The sequence below is a fragment of the Peptostreptococcaceae bacterium genome (assembly GCA_016649995.1).
GTDB lineage: Bacteria > Bacillota > Clostridia > Peptostreptococcales > BM714 > BM714.
In genome coordinates, this window is sequence record JAENWJ010000030.1 from 1 (window position 1) to 19,664 (window position 19,664).

The following is a 19,664-nucleotide window of genomic DNA, read 5'->3' on the forward strand; positions in this document are numbered from 1 at the left end:
ACTTGAAGGAATTCCCCCAGAGTTAACAAAATTCATTGCTGAGACACTTACTATACCCGTATATGGCATAGGGGCTGGAGAGCCTTGTGATGGGCAGGTCCTAGTATGCGGAGATATGTTAGGAATGTTCCAAGCCTTCACTCCTAAGTTTGCAAAGAAATATGCAAACGTTGCAGAGGTTATGATAAACGCTATGAAGGAATATGTTTCGGACGTTAAAGAATCTAAGTTCCCGGAAGATAAGCATGTGTATCATATCAAAGACAGCAAAGAGGATTTCGAAAAGCTATTTGCGGAATTCAAGTAATATAAAAAGATTTGGTATTGAGCGAAAGGATATCATACCTTCAAAGTAGACAGTCTGATTAATTTGAATTAGATTATCTATTTGGAGGTCTTTTTTTTGTACTTGAAAACAAACGGAGACCGTCTTTTGTAAAATAAAGCCATGATGGATTTCATATAGCTTTGACTTGTGTTAGGATAGTGTTAGGCATAAAAAAAGGGTGGTTTGATGAAGGAATATAAGATTTCAGAGATGGAAACTCCAGGGATGGTGCAGGGTTTTTACATTATAAAATCGATATCGGTCAGAAAGGCAAAAAACGGCAGTTTTTTTGCAGATCTGAAACTTTCAGACAAGACCGGTGAAATCAATGCGAAAATTTGGGACGCTTCCGAGAGCGCCGAGAGCCAGTTTGGTTCAGGAAGCCTTGTGAAGGCGAGAGGTGACCTTTCTCTGTGGAAGGGAAGCCTTCAGTTTACTATAAAAAAAATCAGAAAGGCAACCGAAGAAGACGGAATCGACATGGAGGATTTCGTGCAAAGTGCTCCCGAAAGCTTTGAAAGCATGTATGGGGAGGTTGTTTCATACCTTGAAGGCATAGTTGATCAAGATATCAAGAGATTGGCGGGATATCTACTCGAGAAAGCCAAAGACAAGCTTTCTTACTATCCGGCAGCTAAAAGCAACCACCACGCTATAAGGTGTGGACTTTTGTATCATACGCTTACAATGCTGAGGGTTGGAGAAAAGGTTGCCTCGGTGTATGAAAGGATAGACAAAGATCTGCTTTATGCAGGCGTAATCGTGCATGACCTGGCAAAGACCGTTGAGATGGAATCCGATGAAATGGGCATAGTATCAGATTATACAAGAGAAGGAAAGTTGCTTGGTCACATAATACAGGGAATAACGGATATCGAAAAGGCCGGCGAAATTCTTGATACACCAAAGGAAACGGTTCTGCTTTTGAAGCACATGGTTCTTTCGCACCACTATGAGCCGGAATTCGGAAGCCCAAGAAAGCCAATGATACCGGAGGCGGAGCTTTTGCACTATTTGGACATGATAGATGCAAGGATGTATGACTTCTTCAATAATCTTGACAAGACTGAAGATGGAGAGTTCACCGAAAGGGTCTGGACCCTTGACAATAGGCAGATTTACAAAAGAACAGTTAAGAATGGAGGAGATAATAATGAAAAATAAAGTTCTTGAGAAGATGAAAAGGAAAGAGTCGGTTTTTGGCATGTTTTGCAATTTCAATTCTCCTGAGGCTATCGAAATAATGGGGCTTGCAGGACTTGATTTTGTTATTTTAGACATGGAGCACGGTCCGTTTACATTCGAGACTGTGCAGAACCTTACTAGGGCGGCCGAGCTAAGAGGTCTTACTGCACTGGCAAGAGCCACAAGCGGCAGCAGAACCGATGTGCTTAGGGCGCTTGATACAGGTGTTTGCGGCATAGTGGTTCCGCAGGTTTCAAATGCGGATGAAGCCGGAGCAATTGCAAAATGGTCGAGATACTATCCCTCCGGAGTCAGAGGAGTTGCGCTTCCAAGATCCTCGGACTTTGGCAGCAAAAGCATACTTGAATACTTTAAAGAAGCCAACGGCGAGACGCTGGTTTCGGTGCAAATAGAAAGCCAGGAGGCGCTTGACAATCTCGACGCAATCATAGGGTGTCCTGGTGTAGATATGGCGTTTGTTGGGCCATTTGATCTCTCTCAATCCCTTGGAATCCCGGGGGAGGTAGGCCATGAGCGCATAGAAAATGCTCTTGACCGAATAATATCAGTATGCGAAAAATACGGAAAATATTCGGGCATCTTTGCTCCAAATACAGAGCAGGCATTGAAATTTAAAGAAAAAGGGTTCAATCTCATTGCGGTAGGCATGGATACTACACTGTTCTACGAGGCATCAAAGAATCTTGCGGAAGCACTTTCCGGAGAATAAACGGAAAGGCAACGAAGGTGAGCAGATGGATAAAAGTGGATACATGCTTGAAGCATTGAAGGAGGCGCGAAAGGCCTATCAAAAGGGAGAAGTGCCTGTCGGGGCTGTTATCGTTAGACGAAATGAAATAATAGCCAGAGGGCATAACCTGAGAGAAACAGGCAAGAGCCCGCTTGCCCATGCCGAGATAATTGCAATAGGCAGGGCCGCCGAAAAACTCGGGGGATGGAGATTGACAGAGTCGCAGATCTATGTTACTATAGAGCCCTGTGTGATGTGTGCAGGAGCAATCCTGCAGGCGCGCATAGATGAGGTTTTCATAGGTGCAATGGACTCAAAGGCGGGCGGAGTCGGTTCGGTTTACAATCTTCTTGAGGACGGACTATTGCATCATTTTCCGAAGGTAGAAAAGGGAATCCTCGAAAACGAATGCTCCGGAATAATGAAGAGTTTTTTCAGGGAGCTTAGAACGAAATAAATGATGTGGAGAGTTGACCGAGTGGCTAAGGGGCTCGCCTGGAAAGCGAGTAAGGCTGTAAGGCCCCGCGGGTTCGAGTCCCGTGCTCTCCGCCAAAAATGAAAGATGCGTTCATCCAAAAGGATGAACGCATCTTTCTGTAGGATTTTTGAAAAAGGAATATGGGAAAATTTCGGAACAAAATATATCTGCATTGAGCATATGGGAATATGAATAGACTTAATAGGAGATGATTTTTATGAAAGTGGAACTTAAATATGCAAAAGGCAAGATTGATTTTGAAATCAATTCGCAAAACTATATGAGAACCCTGCTCCTGAATGAGACGGAACATTTGCTGACGGGAAAAGAGGAAGTGAAACGGGCTTTAGAAAACCCAATAGAATCCAAGAGGCTTGGTGAAATCGTCTCAAAAGGTGAAAGGGTTGCAATAATAACGAGTGACATAACGAGGCCAATGCCGAGCAGCATCGTGTTGCCTATTGTTGTTAAATAGCTGATGCATGGCGCAAATAGATGTAGAGATTGATTTGCGGACCCGGAATAAAGGTTGTATTATATCAGCGTATAGTTTAGAATATATAATGAAACTATGGATTTGAGGTTTGCCGCGCTAGATGGGGAGATAGCGGTGCCCTGTAACCTGCAATCCGCTACAGCAGGATTGAATTCCTGTCTTAGGCATATATTTTTTGGGGTCTGCCTGCAGCAAGTAGTGTTGAAAATCGGGTCCTGCGCAATGAAAACCTGTGAATCTGGTCAGGTCCGGAAGGAAGCAGCCATAAGCGGGACCTTTCATGTGCCGCAGGGGATCCTGGTTGGAGCCAACTACTGCAGTAACGCTTGGGGGATTGTGTCGAAGTCAGGTGCGCGGCATTTAATTAAATAATAAAAGGATTGCCCGTCATTTTTGACGGGCTTCTTTTAATTCGCTTTTGGGCGAGGAGTGTCAACAGGTGGTAGAGGAGCAGTTTTTGTTGTATAATCTTAATAGATTGCAAGGAGGCTTATTACATGTCGTATACGGCTCTATACAGAAGGTACCGCCCAATGGTCTTTGAGGATGTAATAGGCCAGGAATCCATAGTTGATACACTTAAAAACCAAATAAGGCAGGGAAGCATAGCCCACGCATATCTATTTGCCGGCATTAGGGGAACCGGAAAAACCTCAACGGCAAAGATATTGGCAAGGGCAATAAACTGCCTAGAACCATTTGGCAGCGAACCCTGCAATAAATGCGAGGTATGCAGAGGGATTCTGGGAGAGGCCATAATGGATGTGGTCGAAATAGACGCGGCTTCCAACAACAGCGTAGACGATGTGCGGGAACTCAGAGAAAATGCTCGCTATGCGCCGGCCAAAGCAAAGAATAAGGTATATATAATCGACGAGGTTCATATGCTTTCAAAGGGCGCTTTCAACGCCTTGCTTAAAATACTCGAGGAACCGCCCGCTCACACGGTTTTCATATTGGCAACAACAGAGCCTGAAAAAATACCCGAAACCATAAGATCGAGATGTCAAAGATTCGATTTCAGGCGAGTGGGGCAGTCTGATTTGATGGGGCGGCTCAAGTATATTCTTTCAGATTTGAAAATAGATGCTGAGGAAGAGGCTCTACGCTTGATAGCGCACAATGCAGATGGAGGCGTTCGAGATGCACTGAGTCTTCTTGACCAATGCCTTGCTTTTTCTGAGGGGGCTGTCACCAAGGATGTTGTTGAGAGCGTTCTAGGAATTTCGGCTGATGGATTTCTTTTCGAATTCATGGAGTGTGTAATAGACAGGGATGCCGATGGAACATTCGAAAAACTTGAAGAAATTTTTTCCGCCGGTAAAGAAACTAACCAGTTTCTCAAAGACCTTACGCAGTATATGAGAGCCCTCATGATTGCAGGGTTAAAGGAATCGGCAGAAAAGATATTGGGCGTGGGACCGGAGCGGCTTGAACGCCTGAAGAAACAGAGAAAAAAGGCTGGAATGACATTCATACTCCGAGGGCTTGACCTGCTTTCGGATTATGAATACAGAATTAAGTATGCTCCGCAGCCGAGGATATTGCTGGAAATGCTTATACTTAGGCTACTTAGGCCTGAGTATGACAATTCTCTTGAAGCCGTTTTGCAAAGGCTTGATAAAGCCGAAAGTGAATTGGCGAAAATAAAAAAACACGGACTTGCTTTGCCGGCAGCTAAAAAAGAACCGCAGGAACTGCCCAAGATCGAAGAGCCGGAGGTTATTTCAGGCAAAAGGCCGGCGGCAATAGTCGAAAAGATATCGAGTAAGACACTCGAAACAGATATTTCCCGGGAAATACCGAATGATCCTATGTCTGAAGAGACGAACATTTTTTCGGAGTTGATGGATAAGTGGAACGATGTGTTAAACGAAATCAGGGTGAAAAACAGATCAACACACGCATTTTTAAGGGAAGCTGTTCCAAAGGACATAAAAAATGGCAACCTCATATTGCTTTTTAAAGAGGGCTATAGCGTGCATATGAATAAGATTAGCGGACTCGAAAGCAAAAGGATAATCGAAGATGCTATTCTGGAAGAAACGGGTTTTGATGTAAATATTGAGTGCATAATGGAGGGATCTCGAGGCGAAGCGGTTGAATCGGGCGAAGAAGAGGCCCGAATAAAGGAAGTTTTCAAAGGGTTTGAAAAACTCATAGAAATAGAAGACTGAAGACAATAAACATGGAGGGGAAAATGGCTAAGAATAGAATGCCGGGAATGCCCGGTGATATGAACAAAATGTTAAAACAGGCGCAGAAAATGCAGCAGGGCATGCAGAAAAAGCAAGACGAAATAGATGTGGCAGAAATGGAAGTGACGGCGGGAGGCGGAGCTGTCAAAATTCGTATAAACGGCAAAAAGGAAATACTTGAAATGATAATAGCTCCGGATGTGGTGGATCCGGATGATGTGGAAATGCTTCAAGACTTGATTGTCGCTGCTGTCAACGAAGCTGTTAGAACGGTCGAAGACTACCAACAAAAGGAATTAGGGAAATTGACCGGAGGCATGAACATACCGGGCTTTTAAAGAGGGGTCACAATGGAAGAGTTTGCTGCGCCCATAGCACGATTGATTGACGAATTATCAAAGCTTCCGGGCATTGGAAGAAAAACAGCACAACGGCTGGCATTCCACCTTGTGGAGACTAGGGAGCAGGATGTCTACGGTTTGGCAAAGGCCATGGTGGAAGCTAAAAAGAAAATAATTTTTTGCTCGGTTTGTTTCAACATAACAGAGAACGACCCGTGCAACATCTGTTCACATCCCGGAAGGGATCGTGGCACGATATGCGTCGTCGAATCTCCCAGGGATGTGGCGGCAATGGAAAGAACCAGGGAGTATTCGGGTCTGTACCATGTGCTTCACGGATCAATTTCACCAATGGAAGGCAGAGGCCCTGAGGATATTAAAATAAAAGAGCTTATAGTAAGGCTCCAGAAACATTCCGAAGAGGTGAAGGAAATTATTTTGGCGACCAATCCGACCATCGAGGGAGAGGCAACGGCAATGTACCTGGCCCGTCTGCTTAAAAACACCGGCATAAGAATTACCAGAATTGCCCACGGAATTCCCGTAGGTGGAGATTTGGAATATGCTGATGTGGTGACATTGGCAAAGGCGGTGGAAGGCAGAAGGGAATTGTAAAGAAAAAGTTGGAGATGGCTATATTTCTGATATACTATAAAAAGAACTTAAATGAAAGGAGCACGACAGATGAAAGATATAATTCTTATAGCGGAAAAAAGGGAAACCGGCTCAACAACGGGGTTGAAAAAACTCCGCGTCGATGGAATGGTCCCTGCCATGGTGTATGGCAAACATTCGGAAAACCGCGCCATTAAGCTTCTTGGTAATGAGATTAAGCGTTTTAATGATAGTATGGCACCTGGTTCAAGCATGAATATCAAAATAGGCGAAGAGGAAATTTTGGTAATCATAAAAGAACTTCAAAGGGATGCCGTTAAAAGGAATGTAATCCATATTGATTTTCAAGAGCTGACAGAAGGCGAAAAAATCAAAGTAAAAATTCCCGTACATGTATTCAACAGGAGCGCTGTTGAAATCGGAAACAAGGTTGTTCAGCAGCAGCTTCAAGAAATCGAGATCGAGACATTGCCTAAGTACTTGATTCAAACGATCGAAGTAGACTGCAAATTGCTTAACGATACAGATGCCATAACCGTTGCGGATCTTCCTATCTACAGCAATGCGGATATTGAAGTCTTTGAAGATCCTGACGATGTAGTTGTTTCGCTAGTTACTGTAACAAGAGCGGAAGTTGAGACCGAAGAGGTAGAAGAAGTAGCAGAAATAGAAGAAAAAGAAGAGGCATAGAAAAGAATAAAATGACCGAGCTGAAAAGCCCGGTCATTTTTTGTTGCGCAAGAAAGCCCGGACTACTGCGCCAGGGCTTTCTTGCGAATTATTTTAATTCGGAAAGGAAGTCTTTAATACCTTCAAGACCGGCAACAAGTTCTTTTTCGTCGCAGGCGTATGCTATACGTACGAAATCGTCCATCCCGAAGGCCATTCCGGGAACAATTGCGATTTTCTTTTCGGTGAGCAATTTGTCGCAAAAGGCAACCGAAAAGTTTTCTGCTTCAGGGAAGAAGGATTTGTATGCGGATAAATCGATGAAAAGATAGAAGGCGCCTTCCGGCTTGACAAGAAAAATATCCTTTGCGTCTTCAAGCAGCTTGACTGCTATGTCTCTTCTGGTCTTATATGTTTCTACCATTTTATCGGTTTCGCTTTGGCAAAAAGCCATGGCTCCATAGGCTGCCCACTGTGAGATGGTTGCGGGATGGGATACCAGATGGCCCTGTATTGCGCTCATAGCCTTTGCAAGTTCTTCCGTGGAGCCTGTATAGCCTATTCTCCAGCCTGTCATTGCTGCGGATTTTGACATTCCATTTACTGTTATGGTAAGTTTTTTTATAGATTCGGATAAAGACGCAATGGAGACAAAAGGACGGTCGAAGGTTATTCTCTCGTAGATTTCATCAGCCATAATCCAGATATTATTTTCGACGCACCAGGTCCCTATTGCTAAAAGCTCATCCCTGGTATATACGGCTCCACTAGGGTTTGACGGATTTGTGATGAAAAGCATTTTGCTTTTTGAAGTCAATGCTTTTTCCAAATCCTTTGGAGCAACCTTGTAGTTGTTGTCCTTTTGAGTGTCTACGAAAACAGGAACGCCGCCTGTAAGCTTAACCATTTCAGGGTAGCTTACCCAGTATGGTTTTGGTATCATAACCTCGTCTCCGGGATCAAGAGTGGCTATTAGTGAATTCGTTATGGAATGCTTGGCTCCGCTCGAAACGACAATTTCGCTTTCGGTATAGTACAAATCGTTTTGATTCTCGAATTTCTCAATTATAGCCTGTTTCAGTTCCTTGAGGCCTGAAACGGAATCGTACTTTGTCTTGTTTCCATCCATTGCTTTTTTAGCCCAGTCCTTTGCAATTTCGGGCGTGTAAAAATCCGGTTCCCCAATACTAAGATTGATTATTTTTTCTCCGGACTCCCTGAGGATTTTCACCTTTGATGCAATGCCAAGAGTGTAAGATGGTGTAATAAACTTCAATTTCTTTGCCAACATGTATAAGACCTCCAGAATATTTTGATAATATTAATTTACTATAGAGCATTTACCCCTTAAATGCAAATATAATTCAACCTTTGCACACAGGCGCTTATTTAAAAGAATCGATTCTTTTTTCTGTTTTTGAAAACGGAGTCAAAAGAACTTTTCATGAACCTATCTTTTGTCATATCGCAGTTCTTTCGTGTTTTGCGCTTGTTTTCAACGAGAACGTCATTAACTTTCAGGAATTCTTTCATTGAATACCATCCCTTTAATAATATGCACAATAATGTATATTTATACTAATAAATTTAGTTTACATCATCCAAAATTCTTTGTAAAGGGGCGATTGCCTTTGTTTTTCAAAATGGAATTGCCAGCCCTCTTTCAATGAAACATTTAATGCAATATAATGTATTGTATCAGGGAGGGTTTTATTATGCGGAACAATATAATTCTTAACCGGCTTGTTAAAATCGGCAAAAGAGAACCGGTTTCTTTTCATGTGCCGGGGCATAAAAACGGCCGTATTTTTTCGGATATCCCCGTTTTTAAAGAAATGGGAAAACTGGATTTTACAGAACTTTCTGAAACGGATAATCTGCACGACCCGAAGGGATTGATATTGGAGGCGCAGCGCCGAGCCTCAAAGGTCTACGGCGCCATGGAAAGTTTTTTTCTCGTAAATGGAACAACAGGCGGGATTCTTGCCGCAATTTCAGCCATGGCAACTCCGGGAGACAGGGTTTTGCTGCAGAGGGATTGCCATCGTTCGGTTTTTCATGGAATAGCGATAAATGGATTGGAGCCGGTATATATCAAACCGAAATTCTCGGCATCACCTGGCAGAAAGCTTTCAATTGAGCCCGGGCAGGTGGAGGAGGCATTTAAGGCCAATCCGCAAATAAGCTTGGTGATTCTAACATATCCTTCATATGACGGTATTTGCTTCGATATTGAAGCCATAACAAAAATTGTCCATGAAAAAGGCGCACTTCTTTTGGTGGACAGCGCACACGGTTCCCACCTGGGTTTTTCAGAACTTTTTCCGGATTCGCCACTCAAATTTGGTGCCGATGTGGTTGTTCAAAGCACACACAAGACTTTGCCGGCCTTTACCCAAGGATCAATGCTGCACATAAATTCAAAACGTGTTAACATTAGCAGAATGAGGAGAATGCTGTCTGTGTATCAAAGCTCGAGTCCTTCGTATCTATTAATGGCTGGAATCGACTCTGCAATGGAAATAATGGAGAAGGAAGGACGTTTTCTGATGGAGCGTCTTTTCGGCGAAATCGGAAGGTTTGCCGAGGGGCTGAAAAAAAACACCGACATAAAGATTTGGGAAAGAAAAACCTTGCAAACGGAGACCCGATTCGATCTCGATGAAAGCAAGATATTGTTGGATTTTTCGCGCATTGGGATCTCGGGATTTTGCGTTGAGGAAATTTTAAGGAAAAAGTACGAAATATATGTTGAAATGGCCGGGCGCAGCAGCGCCTTGCTCGTGTCGTCGGTCGCCAATTCTAAAAACGATTTTGCAAGGGCTGAGGCGGCCTTGGAATCGATAGCAAGCGACAAATCGCTTTATAGGATGACTGTTGGGGAATCCGAATACAGCTACAGAATACCTGAAATGGCAATTCTTCCAGGTAATGCTTTTTATAAAACAGTAAGAGAGGTTCCCCTACTCGAGGCGGAAGGGATGATTTCGGGGGGATATCTTATGCCTTATCCACCCGGCATTCCGTTGGTTTGTCCGGGAGAACGCATTATGAAGGAGACAATCAGTTATTTGAGGGACCTTGAAGAATCTAAGAAAAAGGCCACTACTTCCTATGATTCGGAATGGAAAAAAGTATTAATAATTGACGAAAATGAGGTGGGGAAAGAATGAAGGGAAAACTGATAGTCATTGAGGGCACGGATTCAAGCGGAAAGGCGACCCAGTCGCAGAAACTGTTCGATGCGCTTAAGCTTGAAAATGAGAATGTTCGAAAGGTTGCCTATCCTAACTACGACAGCCCGTCCTCGAGCCTTGTGAAGATGTATTTGGGAGGGGAATTCGGCGAAAATCCCGATGATGTCAATGGGTACACTGCATCGCTTTTCTATGCCGTTGACAGATTCGCTTCATATACAAAAGAATGGAAAAAATTCTACGAGGATGGAGGATGGATTGTGGCTGACAGGTATACGACCGCAAACATGGTCCATCAGGCCTCTAAAATTTCAGAAGGAAAGAAAAGAAAAGATTTTATGGAATGGCTGTGGGACCTCGAATTCGTTAAGCTGGGTCTTCCCGTTCCGGACTGTGTGGTATTCCTTGACATGCCCCCTGACATAAGCGGGCGTCTCATGAAGGATAGAAACAATAAAATTACGGGGAAAAAAGAAAAGGACATACACGAAAAGGATAAGGACTATCTAAAAAAATCATACGAGAACGCAATAGAAGTTGCAAGGGACGGGGGATGGATTGTCGTTCCTTGCGCGGAAAACGGAAAGGTCAGAAGCATAGATGACATTCACAGCGAGATATTGGGATTAGTAGAAAAAATAGTTGGGGAGGAAGAATAATGGAATGGGAAAAGCGTTTTGGAGAGGCAAGGGAAACGACAGGAAGGCGCCAATACAGGGATGCGATTGAGCTTTACAATGGCATTATTGAAGATTCGAAGGATGAGGAACCGAAGGTTTACTATGCAGCGCTCAAGGCTATTGCTGACCTTCTTGGGTACAAAGGAGTAAAGGACTACATGAACGCCATAGAGGTTTATCAGAAAATCATCAATGAATACGAGGATGCGCCTGATGAACTTTTCGACTGGTGCCAGGCGGAAATTGCAGCCACATATCTATTCATCGGAATGGAGAATTTGGATAACTTCGACAACATAAACGAGATAGTCAACATGGAAAACACAGAAATCAGCGTATACCTGGGCAAGCTTATGGAAAAGAGGGAGCTTTTTATATTGGCGAAGGCTGATGCCATATACAAAAAACGCATGTGATTCAGACCGATGAGAATCCTGACTCAGACATATGAGAAACTCCAATTTCTTCGTTACTCGATTTAAGAACGCTCAGTCACGTATTATTAATACGCTCCACTCGCATTCTTAAACCGGTGCCTCGAACTAGAAGGTTCTCATAAGTCTGAGAGTAATACTAATATTAAATATATTGACGTTTTGAACTAAAGGCATTTTATCAGCCTATTTATTTGAAAAGCAACAAAAGAAGCCTGCATAAATGCAGGCTTCTTTTGTTGCTTTTTTTTTACAGTGTAAGCTTTACAAAGCTAGTTGAAGTTTTGGATTGAACGGCATCGTGCGATGCGTAGTTTTTTACCCCTTTGGGTAAGTCTTGAGTCGTTAATCAGTAAAGTAAGTCTGAAAAATTAAGGGCTTTACAGTTTTAATCTTTTGTACTTCCTTTCCACTTTCCACTTTCCACTTTCTACTGCCCCTACTCAAACGCTTCAATCAACCCGTCCCTCCGCCTTATTATAGTTTTCGTTGAGGATTTCCTTAAAAAGACTTTCGTTCACTGCAAGCATTCTGCATACAAGACCCAAGGCCACGGTGGATGCATCGAGCTTGTTGCCGATTTGATTATTTAATCATACACCCATATATACCCATTGGATGAGCGCATATGACACTTAGGTTAATTAAAGTGCACCTATGGTGTATAATAAAAGGAAAGAGCCGTAATACGGGAGGAAATTTAATGAATAAAAGACAGAAACAGAACATAATCGGATTGATTGTGCTGGCGGTGGTGTCAAGCATATTGGGACGCCTGGGAAGCTCGTTTCAGCCCTACAGGGGATACATTGGGTCGGGATTCGCATTGGCATTTGCGCTTCTGGCTTTCATAAATGTTAACCGTGTAGGCAAGAGATAGAAACGTCATGTTGCCCAAAAGAGATACTAGGGTGCAGTTGTTTATAATTGAAAACGATGAAAAAATAGATGCTGTCAAGGGACAGCTTGAGAAAGGAAATGATTCATTTGACTGATTTATATCTAATAAGACATGGACAAACCAAGTGGAATTTGGAAAACAGGATTCAAGGCAATCTGGATTCGCCATTGACTGCTTTGGGTTTAAGGCAAGCAGGGTGGCTTTCCGACGCGTATAAAGGTTGCCAAATAGACATAATATACACAAGCACACTCGACAGGGCTTACAATACGGCAAAGATATTCAGAGGCGATAGGGAAATAGATATAATACGCCTTGATGAATTAAAGGAAATAAATTTTGGTGAATGGGAGGGTCGCAAATTCATGGAAATCAAGGAAGAAGACCCTGAAATTTTCGATTCCTTCAGGTTTACTCCCGAAACCTGCAGACCTATTGGGGGAGAAACCTTCAATGAGGCAAAAGAGCGTGTTGTCTATGCGGTTTCAAATATCCTCGAGAAAAACAAAGGCAGAAAGGTAGCACTTGTCATACACGGGGCCGTACTGAAGCTTTTGATGGGGCATTACTTGAACCGTACGATTAATCAGGTGTGGGATGAGCCAATCATTCGGCCAACGAGTGTTAGCCATATAAGGTTCAACGAGGAAGGATATGAAATTTTAAAATTTGGCGATGTTTCGCATTACGAGGAAACTGATGAGAATTCTTTTGGAGTATAGTATGGAGCCGGAGGAGTATTGTCGGCAATGGTGGTATTTAGCCACAAGACCCAAAAAAAATATTTAGAATCGGAATGCCGATTCTGTTTTTTTTAAAATTTGATCGGAGCGTATGCAGCACTGGTCTTTAAATTTTAAAATATCTAATAAACCTTAAATGGCGGACGCTTATAGTAGGCGTCCGCCATTTAAGGTTTATTTTTTTATGAGGGATACTCCGTCCATTTCGCGGGGCTTTTGGAGTTCCATTAGCTCAAGAAGGGTAGGTGCTATGTCTGCCAACTTGCCTTCTCTCAGATTAATATCCTTTCCGGCTCCCAGCAATATTACCGGAACGGGATTGAGCGAGTGTGCAGTCATAACGTTTCCATCTTTATCTAGCATTTCATCTGCGTTGCCGTGATCGGCCGTGATGAATAGAAAACCGCCTTTTTCAAGCACTGCGTCTGATACCTTTCCTACGCATTCGTCAACGGTTTCAATTGCTTTTACTGCCGCATCAAAAATACCTGTGTGGCCTACCATGTCCGAATTCGCGAAATTTACCAATATGAAATCGTGGGATCCGTTTTTAATTTCGTAAATGAGTTTGTCGCAGACTTCCCTTGCACTCATTTCCGGCTTTAAATCATATGTGGCAACCCTTGGAGATTGCACCATAATCCTTTTTTCTCCTGGGAATGGCTCCTCCCTTCCTCCATTGAAGAAGAATGTTACATGGGCATATTTTTCCGTTTCTGCTATTCTAAGTTGCTTCATGCCCTTTATTGAAACATATTCGCCGAGCGTGTTGACAAGGGACTGGGGTTCGTATGCCACCCTGACATTTGGCATTGTCTGATCGTATTGAGTCAGGCAAACATAGTGAAGAGGAATTAATCCCCTTTCGCGTTTGCACGAGGTTGTGTTTTTATCTGTGAATACGCGCGTTATCTGTCTTGCCCTATCGGGCCTAAAATTGAACATGATGACGGAATCGTTTTTATTTACAATTGCAACGGGCGCACCGTCCTTTACTATTACAGATGGCTTGACAAACTCGTCTGTCTCGCCTCTCTTATACGCTCTCTCGAGTGCTTTTAAGGCACTTTCGGATTCTTCTCCACGGCCGTTTGCCATTGCATCATAGGCCAATTGTATACGGTCCCATCTGTTGTCCCGGTCCATTGCATAATAGCGGCCTGAAATAGTTGCTATTTCTCCTATGCCGAGGCGTTCCATTCGCTCCTCGAGTGATTTTATGAAACCCTTGGCGGCTTTGGGAGCCGTGTCGCGCCCATCGAGAAAGGCGTGTACATAGACCTTCTTGAGACCGGCATTTCGTGCCAGCTTTAAAAGCGCGTATAGATGTTCGATGTGGCTGTGGACGCCGCCGTCCGACAATAGACCCCATAAGTGAAGCGCGCTGTCATGCTTCATCGCATTCGAAACAGATTGCATAAACGCGAAATTGTTGTAGAATTTACCGTTTTCTATTTCTCCGGTGATACGGGTGAGCTCCTGGTATACTATGCGGCCTGCTCCGATGTTTAGGTGCCCCACCTCGGAGTTGCCCATCTGTCCGTCGGGAAGCCCAACATATGGTCCGCTGGCTTTAAGCTTGGATGTAGGCCACTGCTCTGACAGCCTGTCAATGTTGGGTTTTTTGGCCTTCATAATCGCATTTCCGTATGAATTGCTATTTAATCCATAACCATCGAGTATCATTAAAACGGCGGGCTTTTTCATAGTTTTTCCTCCCTGATTATAAAAATCTTTTCAATATGAGTGTACCATAAATATGAATTTATCGTGTAAATTAAACATAATTGTAATGGATGGGTTTTAATTCATTTACTTCTCCACCTATTTTCAAAAAACTTTAATATAAGCGCATAAAGGCTTTCAAATCAACGATAAAACGAGAGTTTTCTGTTATAATATAAAAGAACAAATCGGAAATTGGAATGAATGCGGAGGGAATAAATGAATAATTTAGAAGAAAAAACAATTAAGACCATAAGATTCATATCGGCAGAGGGTGTTCAAAAGGCTAATTCGGGACACCCGGGTTTACCTATGGGAGCTGCGGCTGCGGCCTATACATTGTGGAACCGTTTCCTGAAGGGTTCAGGCAAGGATCCGGCATGGCCGGACAGGGATCGTTTCGTGTTGTCGGCCGGCCATGGGTCTATGTTGCTTTACACGCTTTTGCATCTTTTCGGATATGATCTGACAATGGATGATCTGAAGAATTTTAGGCAGTGGGGAAGCAAGACTCCGGGACATCCCGAATACGGACATACACCGGGTGTCGAAACTACCACTGGGCCATTGGGACAGGGATTCACAAATGCCGTAGGAATGGCTATAGCCGAGAAAAGGCTTGCTGCTGAATTTAATACAGGCGACATGAAACCTGTTGACCATTTTACCTATGTTCTGGTCGGTGACGGAGACATGATGGAGGGTGTAACAGCCGAAGCGGCTTCACTTGCGGGACACCTCGGACTAGGAAAGCTGATAACCATATATGACGACAATGGCATCACCATAGATGGAAAAACTGATATAGCATTTACAGAGGATACAGGCAAGAGATTCGAAGCCTACGGATGGCAGGTGATAAAGGTTTCGGACGGAAACGATTCAGATGCAATAGCCGAGGCAATTGATTCCGCTAAAAAAGAAACGGAGCGGCCCACAATTGTTATGGCAAAAACCGTTATAGGATACGGAAGCCCTAACAAGGCCGGCACATCGGGAGTCCATGGTTCTCCACTTGGAGAGGAAGAGATTGCCGAAATGCGCAAGTCCGAGAACTGGGATTATCCGGCATTTACAGTTCCGGAGGATGTAGAGAATAACATGCGTATTCTTAGGGCGATAAAAGAAAAAGAAAGAGATGAATGGTACAATCTCTTCGATGAATACGAAAAAAAATATCCTGAAAAAGCTGAAAAATGGAAGGCATGGCATGATAAGAGTCTTCCTCAAGGTGCAAAAAATGACAAGCGCCTCTGGACTTTTGAAAAAGATTCCGAAGCAACCCGCGTAAGCGGCGGTAGAACTCTTAACCTGCTTTCTGAGCACATAGGAAACTTTATGGGAGGCTCTGCGGACCTTAATGCATCGACTAAAACAAGGCTTATAGGAAAAGGCGATTTTCAAAAAAGTTCTCCGGAAGGGGCAAATATCAATTTTGGCATAAGAGAACACGCAATGGGCGGAATCTTAAACGGCATGTCATTGCATGGAGGACTTAGGGTTTTCGGGTCTACATTCATGGTATTCTTTGATTACATGAAGCCTGCCGTCAGACTTTCCGCACTAATGAAGCAGCCCGTAATATACATCTATACCCATGACAGCATAGGAGTCGGAGAGGACGGACCTACGCATCAGCCAATAGAGCATCTGGCCTCAATGCGATGCATTCCGGGTCTCAAGGTTTTCAGACCCGCTGATGCAAAGGAAACAGTAATATCTTGGATTCAGGCACTTGAATACAAAGAAGGTCCATCGGCCATCATTCTTTCCAGACAAAACCTGCCTCTCCTTGAGGGTGTAGGGAAGGCCGCATACATGGGAGCCTATACATTGAAGAAAGAGGAAAAAAATGTACCCGACGCAATATTGACTGCGAGCGGTTCTGAAGTTTCTCTTATTCTTAAGTCGGCAAGCAGGCTTAAGAAAGAAGGCATCGATGTACGCGTTGTAAGCTTTATTTCTTGGGAAGTATTTGAAGAACAGACTTCAAGCTACAAAGAAAGCGTTTTTCCGGAAGGTGTTCCTATTATGGCAGTCGAGGCGGGCAGCCCTATGGGATGGCACAAGTATGTCGGCAAAGAAGGTAAAATCCTTGCAATGGAAGGCTTTGGAGCGTCTGCACCGGTTTCGGTGCTAATGGAGAAATTCGGATTCACTCCTGACAATATAGTGAAGCAAGTAAAAGAAATGATTAATAAGTAGAATCTTCCACTTGGTGATTAGAACGGCGAAGGTGCTTGACTGCGAAACATCGCTCGATGCTTGGTTTTCAAAGCTTTGGATAAGGCTAAATCGTAAATAAATTCACTTTGGCCTTGGCCCGAAACGAAGTGAGTTTGTGAATTTTAGATTTTGCATAGAGACAAAGCGCTATGAAAAGCAGCAATAGGGCGCAGTGAGCAGGCAAGCTTTGAGCCGTAAAAAGAAGTAGAGAAAACAGCAACAAATTTTAGACATAAAACGAAAAAAAGCCCGTCCGGATTTCCCGAACGGGCTTTTTGCTACTTATTTCAAGCTTTCTTTTTCCAGATACTCCTCGAAGGCCTTTTCCAAAACATACTTGGTTTCATATGCCTCGAAAAGCTTTCCGTCTTCCGCCGGGAAGAGAATGGCTTTGCCGCTTTCCGTAGCGAATTTTTCAAGATAGAGGCTGTCGCCACTTCCGTCTGACCAGAAACCCCTGCCGTTTATGGAAATGTAGTCGGGATTTGCCAATCGGAGGCTTTCGAAGATGTTAAGTGTGCCTGTAAAGCTCAGTGGAGTACCCAGCATGGCTGCCATTTCAGAAACCACTTGCCAGTTTTCGTAGCCTGTCTTGGAATCTACAGCCTTTTCGAAGAACTGTACCCGTCTTTCCGTGTTTGTGAAGCTTCCGGATGTTTCAAATGAAGCGCTCGCCGGAAGGAAAACATCGGTTTTTGAATGTGCGTTTTCGGCATTGAATCCGCTTTGCATAATGAATTCAAGGGATTCAAGATCAAGCCCCGAAAGGTCCTCGCCGAATGATATAAGCCCTTTTATGGTTCCGGAAGCAATCATGGCTTTAATCGTAGAAGCGTCTCTTATTCCTTGGTCAGCAAGACCCTGTGAGTTGCTTGCAGGCTTGAGGGCCAGTATGCCTTCGCGCGCCTTTCCAACATGGCCGCTAGCTGCAGCGAGTCCGGCTATTAGTCTTGCCGTTTCGAGGGTAGTTCTTGCTTCGTCGAATACAATTACAGGTTTCTTTGCTTTGAAGTATAACTCGGCTATTTTGAGAGCGGAATCGCTCGGCGCCCAAGTTTCAAGGGATGCCTTGAAAGCTTCAAAGCCTTCTGTCCTTGGAGCCGCGGATATTCTCTTCATAACCGCGTGGGCAATCTCACGTAGGAAGGCGAGGTCGTTTTTGACCTGAACGGCCATGTCGGCCGAGTCGTCGAGCCTTGTGGGCTTGTCCGTTATAAGCACTAGTTTTGAACCATTCTTGGCTGCTTTTCTCATTTTGACGCCCATTGTTGTATGGGTGTCGGAGATGTCGCTTCCTATGAAAAGAATCAAATCAGAAGATGACATTTCTTCCATGGTGGAAGGAGAAGCGTTTTTGCCGAATACATCCTTAAGGCCGTTTGGCTTTGCTGAAAGGGAAGCTATGTTTTCGGTTCCAAGACTGTCTTTTGCGAATGTTTTTATTGTGTGTATTTCTTCGTTTGTCATATGGTCTGAAACCAGTAGAGCCAAAGCGTCCTTGCCGTATCGAGATTGAAGGTCTTTTATTGCTTCTGTTGTGAGTAGAAGGGCTTCCTTCCATTTTGCCTCAACAAGCTTGCCATTTATTTTGATCATAGGCGCCAAGGTCCTATCCGTGTTGTGATAGTCGTAACCGAACTTGCCTTTTACGCAGAGCAGGCCTCCATCAACCGGATTGTTATTTACGGGGAGAACCCTGTAAAGCATTTTTCCCTTGGTTTCGACGTCTAGTTGGCAACCCATGCTGCAGTAAGAACAAATGCCCTGAGTTATTTCCGCCTGCACTGGAACAGATTTATTAATAAGAAGTTTTTCCTGAAGCGAACCGGTGGGGCATACGCTTACGCACTGTCCACAAGAGATGCAACCGGATGATACTAAAGGCTGCTCCAATGTGGGTTTGACGATAGTCTCAAAGCCTCTGTTTACAAGACCAAGAGCTGTTATGCCCATTATCTCGTCGCAAATCCTTACGCATTGTCCGCATAATATGCACTTGTCCGCATTCTTTAGTATGAACGGATGCTCGTCTTTCTGCTCTCTGTGATGCACCTCGCCCATGAACTTTTCGGGTTCCACATCGTACTCGTTTGCATATGTGAAAAGCTTGCATTCGAAGAAATCGTGGCATCCGCATTCAAGACATCTCGATGCGTCCCTCACTGCTTCTTCCGGAGTGAAGCCTTTCATTATTTCTTCAACATTTGTTTTTCTTGTCTCCGGCGAAAGATGGCTCATTGTTCCTCGGTCAGCTTTTTCCCTGTCCGCGAAATCGCTTTCTGTCAAATCGTCTCTTTCAACATGATATTTTTCCTTGAAGGGAATCATGGCTCCGTTCATGTAGCTGTCCATGACATCTACCGCTTTTTTTGCGTCTCCTATTGCTTGAATCGCAATATTGGCACCCTTGTTGGTGGCATCTCCTGCTGCGAACACTCCTTCTACATTCGTCATGAAGGTTGCTTCGTCCGCTAAAATTGTGCCTTTTTTTGTAAGGGAAAGTTCATTTAGTCCCTCGGGATTGCAACCCTGTCCTATTGCGGATATGACTGAATCTATATCAATGATGTCTATATCTCCCTCTATGGGAAGGGGCCTTCTTCGTCCGCTTGCATCGGGTTCGCCAAGCTTCATGTTTTGAACCTCTAGCTTAGCTGCGCGTCCGTTTTCGCCGGCAATGACTTTTTTCGGGCTTGC

At 43.9% G+C, this 19,664-nt stretch carries 18 protein-coding genes, 1 tRNA gene and 1 other RNA gene; 17 read left to right on the top strand and 3 right to left on the bottom strand.

Going from position 1 to position 19,664, the window contains the following annotated elements:
• From JJE29_06250 to JJE29_06300, 11 genes are all read left to right on the top strand, one after another.
• Nucleotides 1-307, top strand: a 307-nt coding sequence (locus tag JJE29_06250; protein MBK5252218.1) for a 3-methyl-2-oxobutanoate hydroxymethyltransferase, incomplete at its 5' end; no start/stop codon positions are given.
• 207 nt (nt 308-514) lie between these two features.
• A complete protein-coding gene (locus tag JJE29_06255) occupies nt 515-1,492 on the top strand; it encodes an HD domain-containing protein (GenBank protein MBK5252219.1) in 978 nt (325 codons plus the stop codon).
• A complete protein-coding gene (locus JJE29_06260) occupies nt 1,482-2,243 on the top strand; it encodes a hypothetical protein (GenBank protein MBK5252220.1) in 762 nt (253 codons plus the stop codon). Before JJE29_06255 ends, JJE29_06260 begins: the two co-directional genes overlap by 11 nt.
• A gap of 25 nt (nt 2,244-2,268) precedes the next feature.
• Nucleotides 2,269-2,721 carry a nucleoside deaminase gene (locus tag JJE29_06265; protein MBK5252221.1) on the top strand — a complete coding sequence of 151 codons (453 nt, stop codon included), beginning with the start codon at nt 2,269-2,271 and terminating at the stop codon, nt 2,719-2,721.
• 7 nt (nt 2,722-2,728) lie between these two features.
• Nucleotides 2,729-2,816, top strand: a tRNA-Ser gene (locus tag JJE29_06270).
• A gap of 143 nt (nt 2,817-2,959) precedes the next feature.
• Entirely contained in the window at nt 2,960-3,217 is a 258-nt protein-coding gene (locus JJE29_06275; protein MBK5252222.1) for a DUF2088 domain-containing protein, read from the top strand.
• A gap of 112 nt (nt 3,218-3,329) precedes the next feature.
• An RNA gene (gene ffs, locus JJE29_06280) (signal recognition particle sRNA large type) lies at nt 3,330-3,595 on the top strand.
• Between the two features lie 140 nt (nt 3,596-3,735).
• Nucleotides 3,736-5,415, top strand: coding sequence for a DNA polymerase III subunit gamma/tau (gene dnaX / locus JJE29_06285; protein MBK5252223.1), 1,680 nt, complete (start codon nt 3,736-3,738; stop codon nt 5,413-5,415).
• Between the two features lie 23 nt (nt 5,416-5,438).
• Entirely contained in the window at nt 5,439-5,774 is a 336-nt protein-coding gene (locus tag JJE29_06290) for a YbaB/EbfC family nucleoid-associated protein (protein ID MBK5252224.1), read from the top strand.
• A 12-nt stretch (nt 5,775-5,786) separates the two neighbouring features.
• On the top strand, nt 5,787-6,392 hold the full coding sequence (gene recR, locus JJE29_06295) for a recombination protein RecR (GenBank protein MBK5252225.1): 606 nt from the start codon (nt 5,787-5,789) through the stop codon (nt 6,390-6,392).
• Between the two features lie 69 nt (nt 6,393-6,461).
• Nucleotides 6,462-7,082 carry a 50S ribosomal protein L25 gene (locus tag JJE29_06300; protein MBK5252226.1) on the top strand — a complete coding sequence of 207 codons (621 nt, stop codon included), beginning with the start codon at nt 6,462-6,464 and terminating at the stop codon, nt 7,080-7,082.
• A gap of 88 nt (nt 7,083-7,170) precedes the next feature.
• Here JJE29_06300 and JJE29_06305 read toward each other — a convergent pair whose 3' ends face one another.
• Nucleotides 7,171-8,352, bottom strand: a complete 1,182-nt coding sequence (locus tag JJE29_06305) for a pyridoxal phosphate-dependent aminotransferase (GenBank protein ID MBK5252227.1) — start codon at nt 8,350-8,352, stop codon at nt 7,171-7,173.
• 424 nt (nt 8,353-8,776) lie between these two features.
• On the opposite strand from JJE29_06305, the gene JJE29_06310 reads away from it, so the two are divergent.
• The 5 genes from JJE29_06310 (at nt 8,777) to JJE29_06330 (ending at nt 12,995) form a co-directional block, all read left to right on the top strand.
• The gene (locus tag JJE29_06310) at nt 8,777-10,234 is read left to right on the top strand and encodes an aminotransferase class I/II-fold pyridoxal phosphate-dependent enzyme (GenBank protein ID MBK5252228.1); all 1,458 of its coding nucleotides are present in this window, start codon (nt 8,777-8,779) and stop codon (nt 10,232-10,234) included.
• Nucleotides 10,231-10,917 carry a thymidylate kinase gene (locus JJE29_06315; GenBank protein MBK5252229.1) on the top strand — a complete coding sequence of 229 codons (687 nt, stop codon included), beginning with the start codon at nt 10,231-10,233 and terminating at the stop codon, nt 10,915-10,917. Before JJE29_06310 ends, JJE29_06315 begins: the two co-directional genes overlap by 4 nt.
• The gene (locus JJE29_06320; protein MBK5252230.1) at nt 10,917-11,354 is read left to right on the top strand and encodes a hypothetical protein; all 438 of its coding nucleotides are present in this window, start codon (nt 10,917-10,919) and stop codon (nt 11,352-11,354) included. Before JJE29_06315 ends, JJE29_06320 begins: the two co-directional genes overlap by 1 nt.
• Nucleotides 11,355-12,075: 721 nt before the next feature.
• On the top strand, nt 12,076-12,252 hold the full coding sequence (locus tag JJE29_06325; GenBank protein ID MBK5252231.1) for a hypothetical protein: 177 nt from the start codon (nt 12,076-12,078) through the stop codon (nt 12,250-12,252).
• Nucleotides 12,253-12,359: 107 nt separating this feature from the next.
• Nucleotides 12,360-12,995: a histidine phosphatase family protein gene (locus tag JJE29_06330; GenBank protein ID MBK5252232.1), complete on the top strand. Its 636-nt coding sequence runs from the start codon at nt 12,360-12,362 to the stop codon at nt 12,993-12,995.
• Between the two features lie 195 nt (nt 12,996-13,190).
• On the opposite strand, the gene JJE29_06335 is transcribed toward JJE29_06330, so the two are convergent.
• Complete coding sequence (locus JJE29_06335) at nt 13,191-14,723, bottom strand: 2,3-bisphosphoglycerate-independent phosphoglycerate mutase (protein ID MBK5252233.1); 1,533 nt, start codon at nt 14,721-14,723, stop codon at nt 13,191-13,193.
• Between the two features lie 237 nt (nt 14,724-14,960).
• Here JJE29_06335 and tkt point away from each other — a divergent pair, with 237 nt between their 5' ends.
• A complete protein-coding gene (gene tkt, locus JJE29_06340; protein MBK5252234.1) occupies nt 14,961-16,946 on the top strand; it encodes a transketolase in 1,986 nt (661 codons plus the stop codon).
• Nucleotides 16,947-17,249: 303 nt separating this feature from the next.
• Here the strand turns inward: tkt and JJE29_06345 are convergent.
• Nucleotides 17,250-19,664 (bottom strand): molybdopterin-dependent oxidoreductase (locus tag JJE29_06345; protein MBK5252235.1); only part of this gene is annotated, 2,415 nt, incomplete at its 5' end.